Below are 17,876 nucleotides of genomic sequence, written 5' to 3'. Positions count from 1 at the left end.
GCTTTTGTCATGGAAGGCCGGTCACGCCGCTGCGGGGCGTGCCGGGCGCGCCGCGCCGAGCGCGTCGACCACGCGGCCGATGACCGCCGGCCAGTCTCCGGGCCGCGTCTGCCGGAACAGCGTCGCGGCCGGATACCACGGGCAGTCGTCGCGTTCGAGCAGCCAGCGCCAGTCCGACACGCGCGGCAGCAGCACCCGGACCGGCCGCCCGAGCGCGCCGGCCAGATGCGCGACCGACGTGTCGACGCTGATCACGAGATCCAGCGTGTCGACCAGCGCCGCCGTTTCGGAGAAGTCGTGCAACGCGTCCGCGAACGACAGCACGCCGCTCGCGGCGAACGCGTCGGCATCGCGCGCGCGAACCTGCGGCTGCAGGCTCACGAACGTCGCGTCGAGCGCGTCGCTCGCGACGAGCGGTGCGAGCATGGTGAACGGTATCGAGCGGTTCTCGTCGTTCGAGTGGCGCGGGTTGCCGGACCACGCGAGCCCGACGCGCAACCGGCCCGGCGGCGCGATCGCGTCGATGCGCCGTGCCCACGCGGCACGCCGCGACACATCGGCGCGCAGGTACGGCACGTCGGACGGCACCGTATCGAGCGTCGTGCGGAACGCGTACGGCAGGCTCATCAGCGGACACTGCAGGTCGAACGCCGGCAGCGGCTGCCCTTCGGTGACGACCCGGCTCACGCCGCGCAGCGTACCGAGCAGTTCGCCGAGCGCGGCCGGCGCCTCGATGATCACGGTCGCGCCCGCGTCGCGCGCCAGGTTCGCGTAGCGGCAGAACTGCAGCGTGTCGCCGTAACCCTGCTCCGCATGCAGCAGCAGCGTGCGACCCGCGAGCGGTTCGTCGCCGGTCCATCGCGGCCGGTCCGCATGACGCCGGTGCAGCATCACGTCGGCCGCCTCCCAGCGCGCCTCGTGCTGCCGCCAGCCCGCGTCGAAATCGCCCGTCAGCAGCCGGCAGAACGCCGCCGAGCGGCGCGCGGCGCCATGATTCGGATCGCGCCGGCATGCGTCGGCGTAGTCGGTCAGCGCCGCGTCGTCGTCGCCGAGGTGCTGGCGTGCAAGCGCACGCGTGAACAACGCCTGCGCCGTGTCCGCCGGCGCGGCCGCCGCCGCCGCGTGGCTCGCGAGCGCGTCGTCGTAGCGGCCGAGCTGCTGCAGCGCGAGCGCGCGGTTGTAATGCAGTTCCGCTTGCGGACCCGTCAGCGCCAGCGCCGCGTCGTAATCGGCGAGCGCGTCGTCGAACCGGCCGAGCGCGCGCAACGCGGCCGCGCGGTTGCGGCGCGCGTCGATATCGCCGGGATTGCGTGCCAGCGCTTGCGCGTAGGCTTCGGCGGCTTCCGCGTGACGTTCGAGCCCGAGCAGCGCATTGCCACGCCCGACCCACGCGGCGACGTTGCCGCGATTCAGCGCGAGCAGCCGGTCGCAGCGCTTCAGCAATTCGTCGCGGGCGTGCAGCAAATCCAGCGCAACGCAACTCGCGTACAGCAACTGTTCGTCCTTCGGCAGCCGTGCGAGCCCTTCGTCGAGACACGCGAGCGCATCGGCCGGGCGGCCCAGTTCGGTCATCACGACGCCGCACGCGTAGACGAGCTCCGGCGTCTTGCCGCGCACGACCATCGCGAGCTGATAGCTGTGCAGCGCCTGCTCGCGATGGCCGAGCGCGCGCAGCGCATGCCCGCGCTCGATGTTCGCGGCCGCTTCGTTCGGGTCGATCCGCAACGCGCGCTCGATGCTGATCAGCGCGTCGGCGGGCCGCTCGAGCCGGCGCAACGTCTCGCCGCGCTTGCGCCACGCCGTTGCATGCGCCGGTTCGCGCAAGAGCGCCCGGTCGTAGGCCGCCAGCGCCGCATCGTATTGCCCGAGCGCAAGCAGCGCATCGCCGCGCGCCGCATGCGACGGCGCATGGTCCGGATCGATCGCGAGTGCGCGATCGGCGAGCGCGAGCGCATCGCGATGACGGCCGATACCGGTCAGTGCCGCCGCGTGGTTCGCCAGATTCCACGGCTGGGTCAATCCGAACGTCATCGAGCGCGCGATCAGCGGCTCGGCCCGTGCGGGATCGCCGAGCTGCAGGTGCACGAGGCCCAGCAGGTGCAGCGCCTCGACATGATCGGGCGCCATCGCCAGCACGCCTTCGTAGAGCCGTCCGGCCCCGGCGAAGTCGCGCTGTTCGAGACGCGTGCGCGCCTGGCGCAGCGCATCGGCGAGCACCACTTGCAGCGGCACGGCCGCAGCGCCCGGTACGGCGCCCGCCAGCGGCGTAGCCGCGCGGCGCGCACTCATTGCGCGCCTCCACCGACGAGCATTGGCAACCCGGCCGCGATACGCTCGACGACGGGCGCCCACTGCCCGCCCTCGGGCTGGCGGAACAGCCGCGCCGACGGATACCACGGGCTGTCGTCGCGTTCGAGCAGCCAGCGGAAATCGGGCGTATGGGGAATCATCAGCGCAAGCGGCCGGCCGAGCGCGCCGGCAAGATGTGCGACGGACGTATCGACGCTGACGATGCCGTCCATCAGCGCAGTCAGCGCCGCGGTATCGGCGAAATCGGCAAGATCGTCGCCGACGAACCGCACCGCGCTCGCGTCGAGCACCGGACGGTCCTCGTCGCGGACCACCTTCTGCAGGCTGATCCACTCGTAACGATCGTCGAACAGCGGCAGCAGATCCGCGAGCGTCATCGAGCGGTTGCGGTCGTTCAGGTGCAGCGGGTTGCCGGACCACACGAGGCCGATGCGCGGCCGCGCGGCCGTGCCGAGCCGTTCGCGCCACTGCGCGACACGCACGGGGTCGGCGGCGAGATACGGCACGCCGGCGGGAATCGACGCCAGGTCCGTGCGGAATTCGAGCGGCAGGCTCAGCAGCGGGCAATGCAGGTCGAACGGCGGCAGCGGCTCGCCGCGCGCGACGAGCGTATCGACGCCGTCGAGCGTCGCGAACAGCGTCTTCAGCTCGACCGGCGCTTCGAGCACGACGCGCGCGCCGAGCGCTTTCACGAGCGGGACATAGCGGCAGAACTGCAGCGTGTCGCCTAGCCCCTGTTCCGGGTACAGCAGGATCGTCTTGCCGTCGAGTGGCATCCCGTGCGTCCAGCGCGGCTGCGCGAACGTGCGCCGGCTCGCATCGAGCTGCGTGTCGCGCCAGCGCCATTCGTACTCGGCCCAGCCGGCTTCGAAATCGCCGATCGACAAACACAGGAACGCGCGCATGCAGTGCGCGAGCACGTAGTCGGGATCGATATCGATCGCATCCGCATACGCCTGCCGCGCGGCATCGTGGTGCCGCAATGCGCGCAACGCATTGCCCTTGTGAAAGTGCGCGAGCTTGTCGCGTGGCGTCGCGTCGATCACGCGCGCGAAGTCGTCGAGTGCGGCCGCGTAGCGGTGCGTCTCGAGCTGCACGCGGCCGCGCGTGACCCAGGCGGGCACGTAGCCGGCGTCGAGCGCCAGCGCGCGGTCGCACATGTCGCGCGCATCGTCGTGACGCTCGACGCGCATCAGCGCGCTCGCGTAGTTGCACAGCACGCCGGGGCTGCGCGATTCCACGTCGAGCGCGCGCGCATAGCTGTCGACCGCGTCGCGATAGCGCTCCAGGTGGCTGGCCGCATTGCCGCGGTTCGCGAGCGCCCGCGCGTGGCGCGGATCGATCGCGAGCACGCGGTCGCAGCGCACGAGCGCCTCGTCGTGCCGGCCGAGCTGTTCGAGCGCGATCGAGCTGTTGAAGATCGCATCGACGAAGGTCGGGCTCGCCGCGATCGCCGCATTGAAATCCGCCAGCGCGCGTTCCGGATCGCTCAGGTCGAGATACGCGACGCCGCGCAGGAACAGCACCTCGGTGCTGCCCGGTTTCTGTGCGAGCGCGTAGCCGTAGCTGTCGACCGCCTCGCGAAAGCGGCCGAGTTCGCGCAGCGCGAGGCCACGCGCGCGCATCGCGTCGAACGAACGCCCGGCCAGCGCGATCGACCGGTCGCAATCGGCGAGCGCGTCGTCGTGACGGCCGAGCGCGCGCAGCATGTCGCTGCGCTTCACATAGCCGTCGGCAAAACCGGGCGTCAATTCGAGCAGCCGATCGTAGACCGCGCACGCATCGTCGTACCGCGCGAGTTGCGCGAGCAGGCCCGCGCGCTGGAACAGCACGCGCTGATGGACCGGATTGATCGCGAGTGCTTCGTCGAGCCGCGTGAGCGCGTCGTGCTCGCGCCCGAGCCCCGTCAGCACCGCCGCATAATTCGCGAGCGCGAGCGGCACCGGCCGGCGCTCGATCGAGCGCCGCATCAGCGGCTCGGCATCGTCGAGGCGGCCTTGCTGGAACCGCACCGCGCCGAGCAGGTGCAGCGCCTCCGGATGCTCGGGATCGAGCGTCAGCAATTCGGTATACGCGTGTTCCGCATGCTGCAGCGCGCCGTCGTGGTGTGCCTTGCGCGCACGCAGGAGCAGCCGTTCGAGTTGCGCGGTGTCGGGCGGACGGCGATCCGGCGCGACCGGCGCGCTCGCGAGTGTCGTCCCTTCCCCGTTCGGTGTCATCGTGTGGCCCCCACTGGTCGCTGTTCGTGTCGCGTGTCGTGTCTAACGTGCCATCGGCGCGAGCGCGGCACGCACCGCGTCGATCACGCTCGTCCAGTCGCCCGGCGCCGCCTGCCGGAACAGCCGCGCGGACGGGTACCACGGGCTGTCGCCGCGGGTCCGCATCCAGCGCCACTCCGCCGGATCGGGCAGCAGCACCCAGACCGCGTGGCCCAGCGCGCCCGCCAGGTGCGCGACCGCGGAATCGACCGCGATCACGAGATCCAGCGCGCCGATCAGTGCGGCCGTGTCAGCAAAGTCGCCGAGTTCGTCGTCGACGCGGCGCACCGGCGTTTCCGCGAACAGCGCCGCGTCGCGTTCGCGCACGGGTTTTTGCAGGCTGATCCAGTCGACGTCGAGATCGAACAGCGGCGCGAGCCGCGCGAAATCGATCGACCGGTTGTGATCGTTGCGATGCTCCGGATTGCCGGCCCACGCGATCCCGATCCGCGGCCGGCGCCGGTCGCCGAGCAGCGCTTCCCACTCGCGCGTGCGCTGCGGATCGGCATGCAGATAGGCGCCGGCTTGCGGAATGGTGGCTTCGTCGGTGCGAAACGCATTCGGCAGGCTCAGCAGCGGCGCCTGGCAGTCGAACGCCGGCAGCGGTTCGTCGCGCGCGATCACGTCGACCGCACCGGGCAGCGACGCCATCAGCGCGCGCAGTTGCGGCTGCACCTCGAACACGACCCGCGCACCGCGCGCGGCCACCAGCGACACATAACGGCAGAACTGCAGCGTGTCGCCGAACCCTTGTTCCGCATGAATCAGCACCGTCCGGCCGTCGAGCGGCGTGTCGCCCTGCCACGTCGACTGCGTGAACGGCCGGTAGTGCCGCGCAAGCTGCGCATCGCGCAGCCGCCATTCGTACTCGGGCCAGCCGCGCGCGAAATCGCCTTCGATCAGATACAGCGACGCGCGCGCGAAATGCGCTTCGGCATAGTCGGGATGCAGCGCGATCGCGCGGTCGTACGCGGCGAGCGCGTCGTCCGTGCGCGCCGCTTCGAAATGCAGGTTGCCGCGGTTGAGCCAGTTCGTCGCGTGATCGGGACGCAGCGCGAGCGCACGGTCGAGCGACGCCATCGCTTCGTCGTAGCGATGCAGGTCCTGCAATACGTTGCTGCGGTTGGTCCAGGCCTCGGCGAACCGTGCGTCGCGCGCAAGCGCGGCGTCGTAGCTGGCCAGTGCTTCGTCGAAGCGCTTCAGGTAACGCAACGCGGTACCGCGGTTGCACAACGTCTCCGTCGAGTGCGGATCGAGCGCCAGCGCGCGCGCATAGGCGGCCAGAGCTTCGTCGTGGCGCTTGAGCTGCAGCAGCGCGTTGCCGCGACTCGCATGGGCGCGGACATGATCCGGATCGAACGCCAGCACGCGCTCGCAGCGGGCCAGCGCTTCGTCCGCGCGGCCGAGCCGTTCGAGCGCGACCGCGCTGTTGTAGAGCACGTCGAGCCGCGCGGGATCGGCCGCGATCGCTTCGTTGAACGCGTCGAGCGCCTCGCCCGGCCGATCGAGATCGATCAGCGTGCGGCCGCGCTCGGCCATGATCGCGGCCACGCCGGGCCGGATCGCGCTGGCGCGCTCGAAGCACTGCAGCGCATCGGCCGGTCGCTGCAGTTCGCGCAGCACGAGGCCGCGGTTGAACCACGATTCGAACGAACGCGGGTCGACCATCAGCGCGCGATCGTAGGTATCGAGTGCATCGTCGAAGCGGCGCAGCGCACGCAGCGCGCTGCCGCGATTGCAGAGCGCATCGAGTACCAGCGGCGACACCGCGAGCGCGCGGTCGAACGACGCCAGTGCATCGTCGTAACGGCGCAATCCGAGCAGCGTGTTGCCGCGGCGCACGAGCGTCTGCACGTCGTCGGGTGTCGTGCGCAGCGCGGCCGCGAAATGCTCGAGCGCCTCGCCAATGCGGCCGCGCTCGCCGGCGATCGCGCCGAGATCCGACAGGACGCGCGTGCCGGGTGCGATCGCGATCGACCGGCGCAACAACGCTTCGGCATCGTCGGCCGCGCCGCGTTGGAACTGCAGCACGCCGTACAGGTGCAATGCCTGGGGATTGTCCGGTTCCTGCTCGAGCACGGCGAGATATTCGCGCGCCGCGTCGTCGAACCGTCCTGCACCGTGCCAGTTTTGTGCGCGGCTCAGGATCGCCGCCGATTGCCGTTGCCCGCGCGCGTCGAGTCCCGACGCGCCCGCGTGTGCATCATGCCGGTGCTCGACCGTCACGTTCGCCCCCTTCCCGTTTGCCGATGCCGCCGCTGACTCGGCTCGATGGAACCGGTCGCGGCGGTCATGCTCGCCACGAGACTAACGGACGGGCAATAACAGATGTATGACGAAAGTTACGGACCATTTTGTCCGGGGGACGGAACACGTTCCGCGCGTCGAACACCCCGTGCCGCCATCACTGGCCGATCGGGATCGTCCGCACGTATTCGACTGCTGGCGCGCCCATCGTGACCGCGAAGCGCACGCCGCGCGGCAGCGGCATGCCGAGCGACGTGAGATTGCTGACGCCGTGCTGCGCGAGAAACTGCGCATAGCTCTGCTCGATGACGGCCTGGCTCGTCGTCCATCCGCCCGGCGGAATCCACACGGAAAGCTGCATCGTCCGCGCATCGTTGCTGACCACCACGCGCGCGAACGCGTCCATGTGCTGCAGCGCGTCCTCCACGTCGGCCAGCGACGCGAGCGGCTGCGACGCGCTGCGCACGAGCTCGCGCCCCTTGAGCTGGTAGCGCACGACCTGCATCTGCGCCGGCCCGCCGCCGACGCCGAGATGGCGCACCATCACGAGTTCGTTCGGGCGAATGCGCAGCGGCGGCCCGAACACTTCGTCGGCCGTCACGAGGTTGGTCAGGTCGAACTGCAACTGGGAGAAATAGCGGCCGAGCAGACGCGTTTGCGCCAGATTCGACGCGATATCGTCGCGACCGCGAATCGTCGCATCGAGGCCGCGCCACGACAGCAGCGCGATCACGGCGAGCAGCGCGATCGCGACCAGCATCTCGATCAGCGTGAAGCCCCGTTGCGGCGCACGCGCCGCCGCGCGCGGTTCATTGGCGCGCTTCATTCTGGATCACCGTGACGACTTCGGCGAGCACGTTGCGGCTCGCCGCGGACGGATACACGCTCACCGTCACGCGCCGCACGAGCGGGCTCGGCAGCGCGGCCACCGACTGGCGGCACACGAACCGGTAGCGGCCCTGCGGGCACGCGAACGTGTTCGTGCCGACGGACGGCCAGGTCGACGCGATGCGGATTTCGCCGAGCGCGTTGTCGGCACTCCATAGCGCGAGCAGCCGCATGCGCGCCATGTCGGTATCCGACGCGAGCGCGCCGATCGCGCGCATCACGGCGCCCAGCGCCACGGCCACGATCGCCAGCGCGATCAGCACCTCGATCAGCGTGAATCCCCGTTGCGGCGCACGCGCCGTGCGCGATCCGCGGCGCGCATGGCGGTGGTAGTCGGTTCTATCGTCGCACATGACCTGCATCATTCTTGTCGATCGGTCGGCGTCCGGCGGTCAAACCGCGGCGCAGGCCGCGTCGCCGGCGCGACGGACGCCGTGCACGGACGTTAAGCGCAACGTATGGCACGCACGTGTCGAATGGTACGGACCATTCGGCGCGGCAAGCGCGGGCGGACGGGCGTGCCGGTGCCGCGCAGGCGGTGTCGCGCGCTGCGCGCATCGCGGCGGCCGGCGGCCAAAAGGCTGAAAGCGGAAAGGAATCAGGAAAGAACCGTCCGGCAGCGGACGGCGAAAGGTGAACGGCTAACGGCTAACGGCGAAGGCGATCCTCGGGCGGAATCGCCGCGACGGTGTCAGGCCGTCACGGCGGCGTCGTATTCGGCGCGGGCAAGCTGGCCGGCGGCGACCGCCTCGGCCTCGCCGCGAAAGCCTTCCCGGCTGAACGCTACGACTTTCACTCCGACGCCGGTCGCCCGCTTCACCGTCAGCGCCCATTGCCATCCACCGTCTTGTTCGAAGACGTGCAGCGAGGGTTCGAAGGAAGGGTCGAGTACGGTCACGCGTTTTGCTCCTGCCCCCTTGCGCGCCGTATCGGCAACACTCGGGGCATGTCGAAAGGGTCGCGCCGGGGTGCCGACGCGTTTCTGCCATTCGACAGTCTAGTCAATAATTGTTGCGACGCACCATCAGAGGTTTCACTCATCTATCGGAACCGCCCGGTCGATCGAGATTGACTGAAACCCATACGGGACGGGCCTCTGGCGCTGTCAGGCGGCACGGTAACGCATTCGTGCGGCAACGTGCCGCACACGCGACGGATTGCTTGCAGCGGCCATTCGTGGATCGCGAAAACGGGGCGCGATCTATCCGGCGGACGTCACGCGCCGGAACGTCAGGTTGACACGTTCGCCCTGCACGGCCGGCGCCTTCGGCACGCGATGCTGCCATTCGGCCTGAGTGCGCCCGCGCATCACGAGCAGGCTGCCGTGCACGAGGCGGTACGCATGCGTGACGCCGGTCGCGCGATGGCGCAGGTCGAACACGCGCATCGCACCGAGGCTCACCGACGCGATCACCGGTTCGTCGCCGAGTTCCGGCTCGTTGTCCGCATGCCAGCCGAGGCTGTCGAGCCCGTTGCGGTAGCGATTGAGCAGCACGCTGTTGAAGCGCGCGCCGCAGGTCGCCTCGACCGCCTGCTTCAGGTCGAGCACGGCCGGCGTCCACGGCGCGGGCACGTTGCGGATCCCCGAGTACACGTAGACGGCATCGGGCTCGCCCTGCCACGCGGTGAGCCTCGGCAACGGAATGCGGCCGCGCGGCGTGCGGATCGTGTCCTGCAGCCACGCGACCTCTCCGATCAGCGCGGCGAGCGTGCGGTCGGCATCGGGTTGTGCAAGCCAGTCCGGGTACCAGTCCACGTCGGGCACGGGCGTATCGGCGAAGAGATCGAGTGTCGACATGTCGGAAGGAACGGGCGAGGAGTGGCGTAAAGGGTACATGTCTGCATACTAGCCAACGGCGCCCTGCACCGCCATGCGCTGTCATTCGCCGCTGAAAGGAAACCGCCGCGCACCGCGATGCGCGTTCGCGCATCACGCTATCATCGCGGCGTGTCGCGGCACGCCCCGCCGAGGGGCGCCGCTTTTCTCCGCCACGCCGGCCGGCGCGCCCCGGCCGCTTTCTTCCCGGATCTCATCATGACGACGCTCTCCGATTCCGCTCTCGACCAACTGTTTCTCTCCGCCCGCACGCACAACGCATGGCAGGACAAACCCGTCGACGACGCATTGCTGCACCGGCTGATCGACCTGACGAAATTCGGCCCGACGTCGGCGAACTCGAGCCCTGCGCGCTTCGTGTTCGTCAAGTCGCCCGAAGCGAAGGCGCGCCTGAAACCCGCGCTGTCCGAAGGCAACCTCGCGAAGACGATGGCCGCGCCCGTCACCGTGATCGTCGGGATGGATTACGCGTTCTACGAACACCTGCCGCGCCTGTTTCCGCATGCCGACGCACGCAGCTGGTTCGCCGGCAACGATGCGCTGATCCAGGCCACCACGTTCCGCAACGCGTCGCTGCAGGGCGCGTACCTGATCCTGGCCGCCCGCGCGCTCGGTCTCGACGCGGGCCCGATGTCGGGCTTCGACGGCGCGCAGGTCGATGCCGAATTCTTCGCAGGCACCACGATCAAGAGCAACTTCCTCGTGAACCTCGGCTACGGCGATCCGGCCGGCCTGTTCCCGCGCAGCCCGCGCTTCGATTTCGACGATATCGCTCGCATCGAGTAACCGTTGTGGGCCAGGGCCTGTTCACGCTAATAACGGGCTTGCGCTGCCCCCCAGAAGGGCCGAGCGCAAGGATTGCGACGAAGCGAATACTCGACGTATTCGCGAGGAGCATGACGCGGCGATCGGCCCTTCTGGGGGCCAGCCCCACGAATGAATTTTTCCAAACAGGGGAACGCGCCTTGCCGGCCGCATTGCGGCGTCGCGCGTCGCTTGTTTGGCTCGGCCAAACGGCGCTCCTTGCTTCTTGCACTGCGGCCGGCAAGGCACGTTCGCAAGCCCGTTATTAGCGTGAACAGGCCCTAACCACGCGTCAACCGGATCAGCGTGATTTCGGACGGCACGCCGAAGCGGTTCGGCGGCCCCCAGTATCCGGTGCCGCGGCTCGTATAGAGCCACATGTCGCCGAAGCGGTTCAGCCCGCCGATCACCGGCTGCTGCATCCGCACGAACGGCGGCCACGGCAAGAACTGCCCGCCGTGCGTGTGGCCCGACAGCTGCACGGTATAACCCGCGCGGTTCGCCGCTTCCGCGCTGCGCGGCTGGTGCGCGAGCAGGATCTTCGTGGCGACGTCGCGCGGCGCACCGGCCAGCGCCTGCGCGGGGTCGCTGCGATGCGCGGGATCGAACCCGCCAGCCGTGAAATCGGTCACGCCCGCGAGCACCGCGCGTGCACCGTCGTGCTCGATCAGCACGTGCTCGTTCAGCAGCACCGTCAGCCCGATGCGGCGGAATTCGTCGATCCACGCATGTGCGCCCGCGTAGTACTCGTGGTTGCCGGTCACGAGGAAGCTGCCGTGCCGCGACCGCATCTGGCCAAGCGGCGCCGTGTGGTCGCGCAGGCGCTTGACCGAGCCGTCCACCACGTCGCCCGTCACGACCACCAGGTCGGCGTCGAGCGCATTGACCGCGCGCACGATCCGTTCGATATACGGCCGCTTGATCGTCGGCCCGACATGGATGTCGGACAGCTGCACGATCGACAGCCCGTCGAGCGCCGCCGGCAGCCCCGCGACCGGAATCGACACGCGCTTGACCGCCGCCGTGCGGCGCGCGCCGACGAACCCGATCGCCGTGACGAGCACTGCGGCCACCAGCACGCCGAGCGCCGTGTCGGCCGCGGCGCCGCTCCACGCGCCGTCGTGCCCGAGTTGCCGCCACGCGACCACGCCGAGCAACACGCAATCGCGCAGGAACGTCAGCACCAGCAGCGACGAAAAGAAACCCATCGCGAGCGCGCCCGCCCAGCCGACCAGCGTCGCGGCCCAGCCTTCGTCGAAGCGGCGCGAGAACATGCCGACCGGAATCAGCACGACGAAACTCGCCAGCACGAGCGCCGCGATCGTGCGCGCGACCGGCGACGCGAACGCATCGGGAATGATCCGCATCCCGACGTACAGATGGAACAGCACGCCGATTGCAATGAACCGGACAAAGAAACTTCGCATGGAACGCTCACCTTCGTTGCGATACCGATACCGCTTCCGCGCCGCGCGTCGCACGGGGTCGTGATGCCCCGTGCCGCGCGTCGCACCCTACGCACGATGGTACACAGATCCCGGCCATGACGACCGGTCGCGGCCGCCGGTGGAGCGCAGCGCGGCTTCGCTCGCCGGCCAGGCCTCGACGCCGTTCGTCGCCACGCTCGACCATGATTCCATCGGCCTGTCCAAAGCGAGCGCGATCCGCAATTTCCTGACGTGCGCGGCCGCCGACGTGCAGCGCACGCTGCGCTGGCGCATCCAGGTCAGCAACTTCGCGGCAGCCTGCCGGATGATCGAGGCGAACGTCGGTATCGGCGTGCTGCCCGAAAGCACCGCACACCGCCATGCAAAGACGATGGCGCTGCGCGTCGTCGCGCTCGAGGACGACTGGGCCGAACGCCAGTTGCAGATCTGCGTCGCCGATCTCGATGCACTGCCGCGCTTCGCGCGCGATCTCGTCGACCTGCTCGTCGAGGATGCCCGCAGCCAGCCGGACTGACCGGATTCGCACGCATTCGAGACGCAATCACCCGCTTGCGCGCCGATTCCGCTACGCCGGCACGGCAAACACCGCCACGCTTCGTTCGTCTGACGATTCTTGACAGTCCGTCAGCAACCCTGCGCGAGCGTGCGCTGGCAGAATCGCGGCGATCGGAACGTTGCTGCGGAAACGCGCGACCGGACGGGCCGGCACGACCGCCGGTGCGCCCGCGACCGGCCACGGCCCGTGCCGCGTATGCATGCCGGATGGCTGGCGATCCGTATCGCGCTGATTTATGATCGGCTCCGTATCCAGGGATCGTCGTCGCGGCCCGGCCGGTCGCGACGATCCACATTGCGCCGCGCCCGGCATCCACCCCCAACGTCGAGCTCGTCACACCATGAGAAAAACAACGCCGCGCACGCGCCTGCGCGTTGCCGCCGTCCTGGCGCCCGCCCTGCCGCTCGCGGGCTGCGCATCGCGCGGCGCACCGTCGTACGTGCTGTTCGGCGCGTATTTCCCCCTCTGGCTCGTCAGTGCGATCGTCGGCGTCATCGGCGCGATCGTCGCGCACCGCGTGTTCGTCGCGACCGGCTGGGCTTCCACCGTGCCTTACCAGCTCGCCGTCTGCACCGCGATCGGGCTCGTGGTCGCCGTGATCGTCTGGCTCACCGGCACCGGGCCGTTCGCATGAAGGCCGCCGGACTCCCCCGCCCCTCCGTGAAGGGCCGCGTGATCGCGCTCGCGATCGTCGCGCTCGGCATCGCCGCGCTCGTGTATGCGTACTGCCGCACGACCGCCTACCCGTCCACCGACGACGCGTCGATCGACGCGGACGTCGTGCACGTCGCATCGCCGGTCGGCGGACGCATCGTCCAGCTCACGGTGCACGAGAACCAGCGCGTCGCGAAGGGTGACCTGCTGTACGAAATCGATCCCGTGCCGTACCGGCTGACGGTTGCGCAGGCGCAGGCCGACGTCGAACTCGCGCGCGCATCGCTCGACACGCGCCGCCGTTCGCTGATCGGCGAGCGCTCGAACGCATCCGTCGCCGCCGAGCAGGTCAAGCGCGCGACGCAGAACTACGACCTCGCCACACGCGACGTGAACCGGCTCGCGCCGCTCGCCGCGCAAGGCTATGTCAGCGCGCAGCAGTTCGACCAGGCGAAGGTCCGCCAGCGCGACGCGTCCGTGTCGCTCACGCAGGCACAGGAGCAGCAGCGTGCGTCCGCGCAGACGATCGGCGACGAAGCCGACGCGATCGCGACGCTGCATGCGCGCGAAGCCGCGCTCGCCCGCGCGCAGCATGCGCTCGACGATACGGTCGTGCGCGCGCCGCACGACGGGCTCGTGACGGGCCTGAGCGTCCTCGCCGGCGAAACGCTCGCGCCGAACCAGTCGATCTTCACGCTGATCGACGCGCGCGAATGGTTCGCCGTCGGCAATTTCCGCGAGACGGCGCTGAGCCGCATCGCGGTCGGCGATTGCGCGACCGTCTACTCGATGATCGACCGCAGTCGCCCGCTCACGGGCAAGGTCGTCGGCATCGGCGCCGGCATCGCGGACAGCGCGCGCATCAATCTGCCGCGCTCCCTGCCGATCGTGCAGAACTCGGTGAACTGGGTGCACGTCGCGCAACGCTTCCCGGTGCGCGTGAAGCTCGACGAACCCGATGCCAAGCTGGTGCGCGTCGGCGCCAGCGCGATCGTCGAGGTCCGGCATGGCACTGCCTGCCGCTGACGTTCGCGCGCCGGGCCCGCGCGAAGTCCTGCGACTGCTCGCGCCGTTTCCGGGGCGCACGGCCATCGCCGTGCGCGTCGCGCTGATCTGCGCGCTGACCGCGCTCGTGACGGCCGCGTACGGCACGCCCGAAGCCGCACTATCCGCATACGTCGTGTTCTTCATGATCCGCGCCGACCGCGTGACGAGCGTCGTGCTCGCGGCCGCGCTGCTGCTGATCGTCACGATCGTGATCGGGCTCGTGCTCGGCATCGCGATCTTCAGCATCGACTATTCGATCCTGCGGGTCGCGTGCATGGCCGTGCTGTCGGTCGCCCACCTGTACCTGACGTCCGCCAGCAAGCTGCGCCCGGTGGGCGCGATCCTCGCGATGATCGTCGGCTTCGGGCTCGACCAGCTCGGCCTCGCACCGTTCGGCGAAGCCGCCACCCGCGCGCTGCTGTACATCTGGCTGACGATCGCGATTCCCGTCGGCGTGGCGATCGTCGTCAACCTGCTGATCGCGCCGTCGCCGCGCAAGCTTGCGCACGCGCAGCTCGCGAAGCGGCTGCGGCTCGCCGCACGGCGACTGCGCGGCGACGACGATGCACGTGCCGCGTTCGACGCGAGCCTGCGCGAAGGCGACAAGCAGCTGCTCACGTGGCTCAAGCTGTCGAAGCTCGAAGGCTCGTCGACCGCCGCCGACTTCACGGCGCTGCGGCAGGCCATCGCGTCGAGCACCGCGCTGATGGTCGCCGTCGCGCTGGCCGATCGCGAACCGAACGCACGCCTGCCCGATACGTTCGCCACGCCGATCGCCGCGACGCTCGACGAGATGGCCGCCATTCTCGAACGCGGCGGCTACCCGGTCGACGTGACGCTCGCGCTGCCGCCCGCCGATGCGCTGCCGCCGCTCGCGCGCATCGCAGCGACCGATCTCCAGGCAGCGATCATGCACTTCGCGGAGCCGGGCGCGACGGCCCCGACGGCCGATGCAGCGACGGAGGCTGCGGCCGGCACGACGCCCGCCGCCCCTGCAGCCACGCACGCACCGGCACCGGCCCCGCGCGGCGGCTTCTTCCTGCCCGACGCACGCACCAATCCCGACCACATCCGCTATGCGCTGAAGACGACCGCCGCGGCGATCTTCTGCTACCTGCTGTACTCGCAGCTCGACTGGTCGGGCATCCATACCTGCGTCGTCACCTGCTACATCGTGTCGCTCGGCTCGACGGCCGAAACGGTCGAGAAGCTCACGCTGCGAATCTTCGGCTGCATGATCGGCGCGCTGCTCGGCACCGCCGCGCTCGTGTTCGTCGTGCCGGCGCTGTCGTCGGTCGGCCACCTGATGGCGCTGGTGTTCGCCGGCGCGTGGCTGTCCGCGTGGATCGCCTTCGGCTCGCCGCGCATTGCGTATGCGGGCTTCCAGATCGCGTTCGCGTTTTTCCTGTGCGTGATCCAGGGCGCCGGCCCCGGCTTCGACCTGACGATCGCGCGCGACCGCACGATCGGCATCCTGCTCGGCAACGTCGTCGTGTATCTCGTGTTCACGCGCATCTGGCCCGTCAGCATCGGCAAGCAGATCGACGTCGCGTTCGCCGCGCTGCTCGACCAGTGGCGGCGCATCGCGCAGATCGCACAACCGGCCGAACGGCGCACACTCGCAGCCGAAGCGTTCGCGCGTCACGGCGCGATCTCGCAAGAACTCGGCCTGGTCCATTACGAACCGTCGTGGGTACGGCCGGCCGCGACGTGGCTCGCCACGCGACGGCGCGCACTTGCGGAACTCGGTGCGATCGAAGGCCCGCTGTTCCTGCTCGCCGAACGCCAGCCCGGCGACGCGGCGATCGGGGCGCAACTCTCGCGCGTGACCGAACCGCGCGACGACGAAGCCGTGCCCCATGCGGCCTCTCCCGCGCCAACGGCTCCGCCGCCGGGCGCCGCCCCCATCGACCCCGCACGCGACGCGCTGCTGAACCTGATCGACACACGGCTCGCGCAGATCGCCGACGCCGCCCGTCAAGCCACACCGAAGGAGCCTGCCCCCCATGCGTCGACCTGAACCGCCGGCCGCCTCGATCGCCGTAGCCGCCCTCGCGACCGCCGTCGCGCTGGCCGGCTGCGCGACGTCGTCGATCGACCTGGCGCCGGAGGCATCCGACCGCCCGTGGCAGCCGCAAACGTCGGCCGCGGGCGACATCGTGCCGGGCCCGCCGCGCGCGTCCGCGCAAGGCGCGCACGACTACACGCTGCCCGCGTCGCCGGCGCTCGCGTCGGTCTCGCCGCCGGCCACGCTCGATACCGCGCATCCGTACACGCTGCCCGAACTGATCGATCTCGCAGAATCGGCGAATCCGCTCACCCGCATCGCCTGGAACGACGCGCGCAACGCGGCGCTCGCGGTCGGCCTCGCGAAGTCCGCCTACCTGCCGCGCCTGTCGGCGACCGCGATGGGCGCGTACCAGGCGAGCCACGGCTCGACGTCGACGTTCCTCGGCGATTCGTCGAGCAACACCACCGTGCACGGCACGATCTCGGCACTGTCGCTGCAATGGCTGCTGTTCGATTTCGGCGGCCGCGCGGCACGCGTCGAGGCGGCCGAACAGGCATCGATCGCGTCGAACGTCGCATTCACCGCGGTGCATCAGCAGGTGATCCACGACGTGACCGTCGGCTACTACCGCTACGAGGCTGCACGCTCGCGCGCCGTCAGCGCGCAGCAGGGCCTCGCGAACGCGGATGCGATCCTCGCGGCATCGCGCGCGCGGCTCAAGCATGGCGTCGGCACGGTCGTCGAGCTCGCGCAGGCGGCGCAGAACCGCGCGCAGGCGAACCTCGCGCTCGTGCAGGCGAACGGCGCGGAAAGCGACAGCTACCTCGCGCTCGTCTCCGCGCTCGGCATCTCGCCGCTGTCGAAGCCGACGATCGCCGCGTTGCCGAAGCGGCCGCTGCCGCCCGCGCTCGGTTCGTCGGTCGACGCGATCGTGTCGGACGCGATCGCGCGCCGCCCCGACCTGCAGGGCGCGTTCGCGCTCGAAAAGGCCAATCGCGCGAAGATCAAGGCGGCTCAAGCCGCGTTCATGCCGAAGATCTTCCTCTCCGCGTCGACGTCGTACGCGAGCGGCGGCACGGCCATCTCCGCGCTGCCCGCGATCGGCGACCAGGCGCCGACCGTCAACCTGAACGGCAGCCGCTACGGCGGCGGCGTGTACCTCGGCGTGACGATCCCGCTGTACGACGGCGGCCTGCGCTCGGCCGTGCTGATGCAGGCGCGCAACGACGCGGAAAGCGCGTCCGCCCGCCTCACGCGGACCAAGGAGGAAGCGGTACGCCAGGTCGTCGCCGCGCAGAACGCGGTGCAGACGAGCCTCGCGTCGCACGACGCGGCCAGGGCGCTCGTCGATGCCGCGCAGACGAGCTACGATGCGGCGCTGACCGCGTACCGCAACGGCGTCGGCTCGGTCACCGACGCGACGATCGCGCAAAGCCAGCTGCTCGCGGCCCGGAACGCTGAGGTCGACAGCTACGCCGGCGCGTTGTCGGCGGCCGCCGCGCTCGCGCTCGCGACGGGCACGATCGGCTCGGCGCAGTAGCGCTGTGGCCGCCAGGCGGTTGACGCCTGCACGCGCCGCCCACTAGAATGCCGCCCATTCTTCCTTCAGGAACCATCGTGGACAGTTGCAGCACTCCGTTGCGTGCGCCGCTTGCCGCCTGAACGCCTGTCCGACGCAGTTCTCCTGCCCCGGCTCGCGTTCCGCGAGCCGCACGCCTACCCGTTTCACACTGCATGACGCATTCGCGCGATAGAGTACCGCGCGATGACGGCTATTGCCGCGTCGCCTGCGGCCTTGCACCGCGGCGACGCGAGC

General features: G+C 70.0%; 13 protein-coding genes and 1 pseudogene. 6 read left to right on the top strand and 8 right to left on the bottom strand.

Features of this window, described 5'->3' with window-relative positions; genetic code table 11:
• Window positions 1–21: 21 nt before the first annotated feature.
• The 7 genes from AC5LXX_RS21320 to AC5LXX_RS21290 all read right to left on the bottom strand — a co-directional run bounded on the left by AC5LXX_RS21320 (window position 22) and on the right by AC5LXX_RS21290 (window position 9,501).
• Window positions 22–2,289 (bottom strand): tetratricopeptide repeat protein, encoded by a 2,268-nt coding sequence (locus tag AC5LXX_RS21320; RefSeq protein ID WP_493413025.1) that lies wholly within the window; start codon window positions 2,287–2,289, stop codon window positions 22–24.
• Window positions 2,286–4,529, bottom strand: a complete 2,244-nt coding sequence (locus AC5LXX_RS21315; protein ID WP_493413024.1) for a tetratricopeptide repeat protein — start codon at window positions 4,527–4,529, stop codon at window positions 2,286–2,288. The genes AC5LXX_RS21320 and AC5LXX_RS21315 overlap by 4 nt, the downstream gene beginning before the upstream one ends.
• A gap of 42 nt (window positions 4,530–4,571) precedes the next feature.
• Window positions 4,572–6,794: a tetratricopeptide repeat protein gene (locus AC5LXX_RS21310; protein WP_493413023.1), complete on the bottom strand. Its 2,223-nt coding sequence runs from the start codon at window positions 6,792–6,794 to the stop codon at window positions 4,572–4,574.
• Between the two features lie 178 nt (window positions 6,795–6,972).
• Window positions 6,973–7,641: a PulJ/GspJ family protein gene (locus AC5LXX_RS21305; protein ID WP_493413022.1), complete on the bottom strand. Its 669-nt coding sequence runs from the start codon at window positions 7,639–7,641 to the stop codon at window positions 6,973–6,975.
• Window positions 7,625–8,056: a type II secretion system minor pseudopilin GspI gene (gene gspI, locus AC5LXX_RS21300; protein WP_493413021.1), complete on the bottom strand. Its 432-nt coding sequence runs from the start codon at window positions 8,054–8,056 to the stop codon at window positions 7,625–7,627. Before gspI ends, AC5LXX_RS21305 begins: the two co-directional genes overlap by 17 nt.
• 338 nt (window positions 8,057–8,394) lie before the next feature.
• On the bottom strand, window positions 8,395–8,601 hold the full coding sequence (locus AC5LXX_RS21295) for a hypothetical protein (RefSeq protein ID WP_124446710.1): 207 nt from the start codon (window positions 8,599–8,601) through the stop codon (window positions 8,395–8,397).
• A gap of 303 nt (window positions 8,602–8,904) precedes the next feature.
• Window positions 8,905–9,501: an alpha-ketoglutarate-dependent dioxygenase AlkB family protein gene (locus tag AC5LXX_RS21290; protein ID WP_493413020.1), complete on the bottom strand. Its 597-nt coding sequence runs from the start codon at window positions 9,499–9,501 to the stop codon at window positions 8,905–8,907.
• A gap of 237 nt (window positions 9,502–9,738) precedes the next feature.
• Here AC5LXX_RS21290 and AC5LXX_RS21285 point away from each other — a divergent pair, with 237 nt between their 5' ends.
• Window positions 9,739–10,326, top strand: a complete 588-nt coding sequence (locus AC5LXX_RS21285) for a malonic semialdehyde reductase (RefSeq protein WP_493413019.1) — start codon at window positions 9,739–9,741, stop codon at window positions 10,324–10,326.
• A 299-nt stretch (window positions 10,327–10,625) separates the two neighbouring features.
• Here the strand turns inward: AC5LXX_RS21285 and AC5LXX_RS21280 are convergent, their stop codons facing one another.
• Window positions 10,626–11,771, bottom strand: a complete 1,146-nt coding sequence (locus AC5LXX_RS21280; RefSeq protein WP_493413018.1) for a metallophosphoesterase — start codon at window positions 11,769–11,771, stop codon at window positions 10,626–10,628.
• A 184-nt stretch (window positions 11,772–11,955) separates the two neighbouring features.
• On the opposite strand from AC5LXX_RS21280, the pseudogene AC5LXX_RS21275 reads away from it, so the two are divergent.
• From AC5LXX_RS21275 to AC5LXX_RS21255, 5 genes and pseudogenes are all read left to right on the top strand, one after another.
• A pseudogene (locus tag AC5LXX_RS21275) lies at window positions 11,956–12,306 on the top strand (LysR substrate-binding domain-containing protein); the annotation flags it as partial.
• 382 nt (window positions 12,307–12,688) lie between these two features.
• Entirely contained in the window at window positions 12,689–12,982 is a 294-nt protein-coding gene (locus tag AC5LXX_RS21270) for a hypothetical protein (protein WP_493413017.1), read from the top strand.
• Window positions 12,979–14,028 carry a multidrug transporter subunit MdtN gene (mdtN, locus tag AC5LXX_RS21265; protein ID WP_493413016.1) on the top strand — a complete coding sequence of 350 codons (1,050 nt, stop codon included), beginning with the start codon at window positions 12,979–12,981 and terminating at the stop codon, window positions 14,026–14,028. Before AC5LXX_RS21270 ends, mdtN begins: the two co-directional genes overlap by 4 nt.
• The gene (locus AC5LXX_RS21260; RefSeq protein ID WP_493413015.1) at window positions 14,009–16,069 is read left to right on the top strand and encodes an FUSC family protein; all 2,061 of its coding nucleotides are present in this window, start codon (window positions 14,009–14,011) and stop codon (window positions 16,067–16,069) included. Before mdtN ends, AC5LXX_RS21260 begins: the two co-directional genes overlap by 20 nt.
• On the top strand, window positions 16,056–17,600 hold the full coding sequence (locus tag AC5LXX_RS21255; RefSeq protein ID WP_493413014.1) for a TolC family protein: 1,545 nt from the start codon (window positions 16,056–16,058) through the stop codon (window positions 17,598–17,600). The genes AC5LXX_RS21260 and AC5LXX_RS21255 overlap by 14 nt, the downstream gene beginning before the upstream one ends.
• The last annotated feature ends 276 nt before the right edge of the window (window positions 17,601–17,876 follow it).

This window comes from Burkholderia torrens, assembly GCF_984668525.1.
This window is presented reverse-complemented; position numbering and strand designations above follow the sequence as displayed.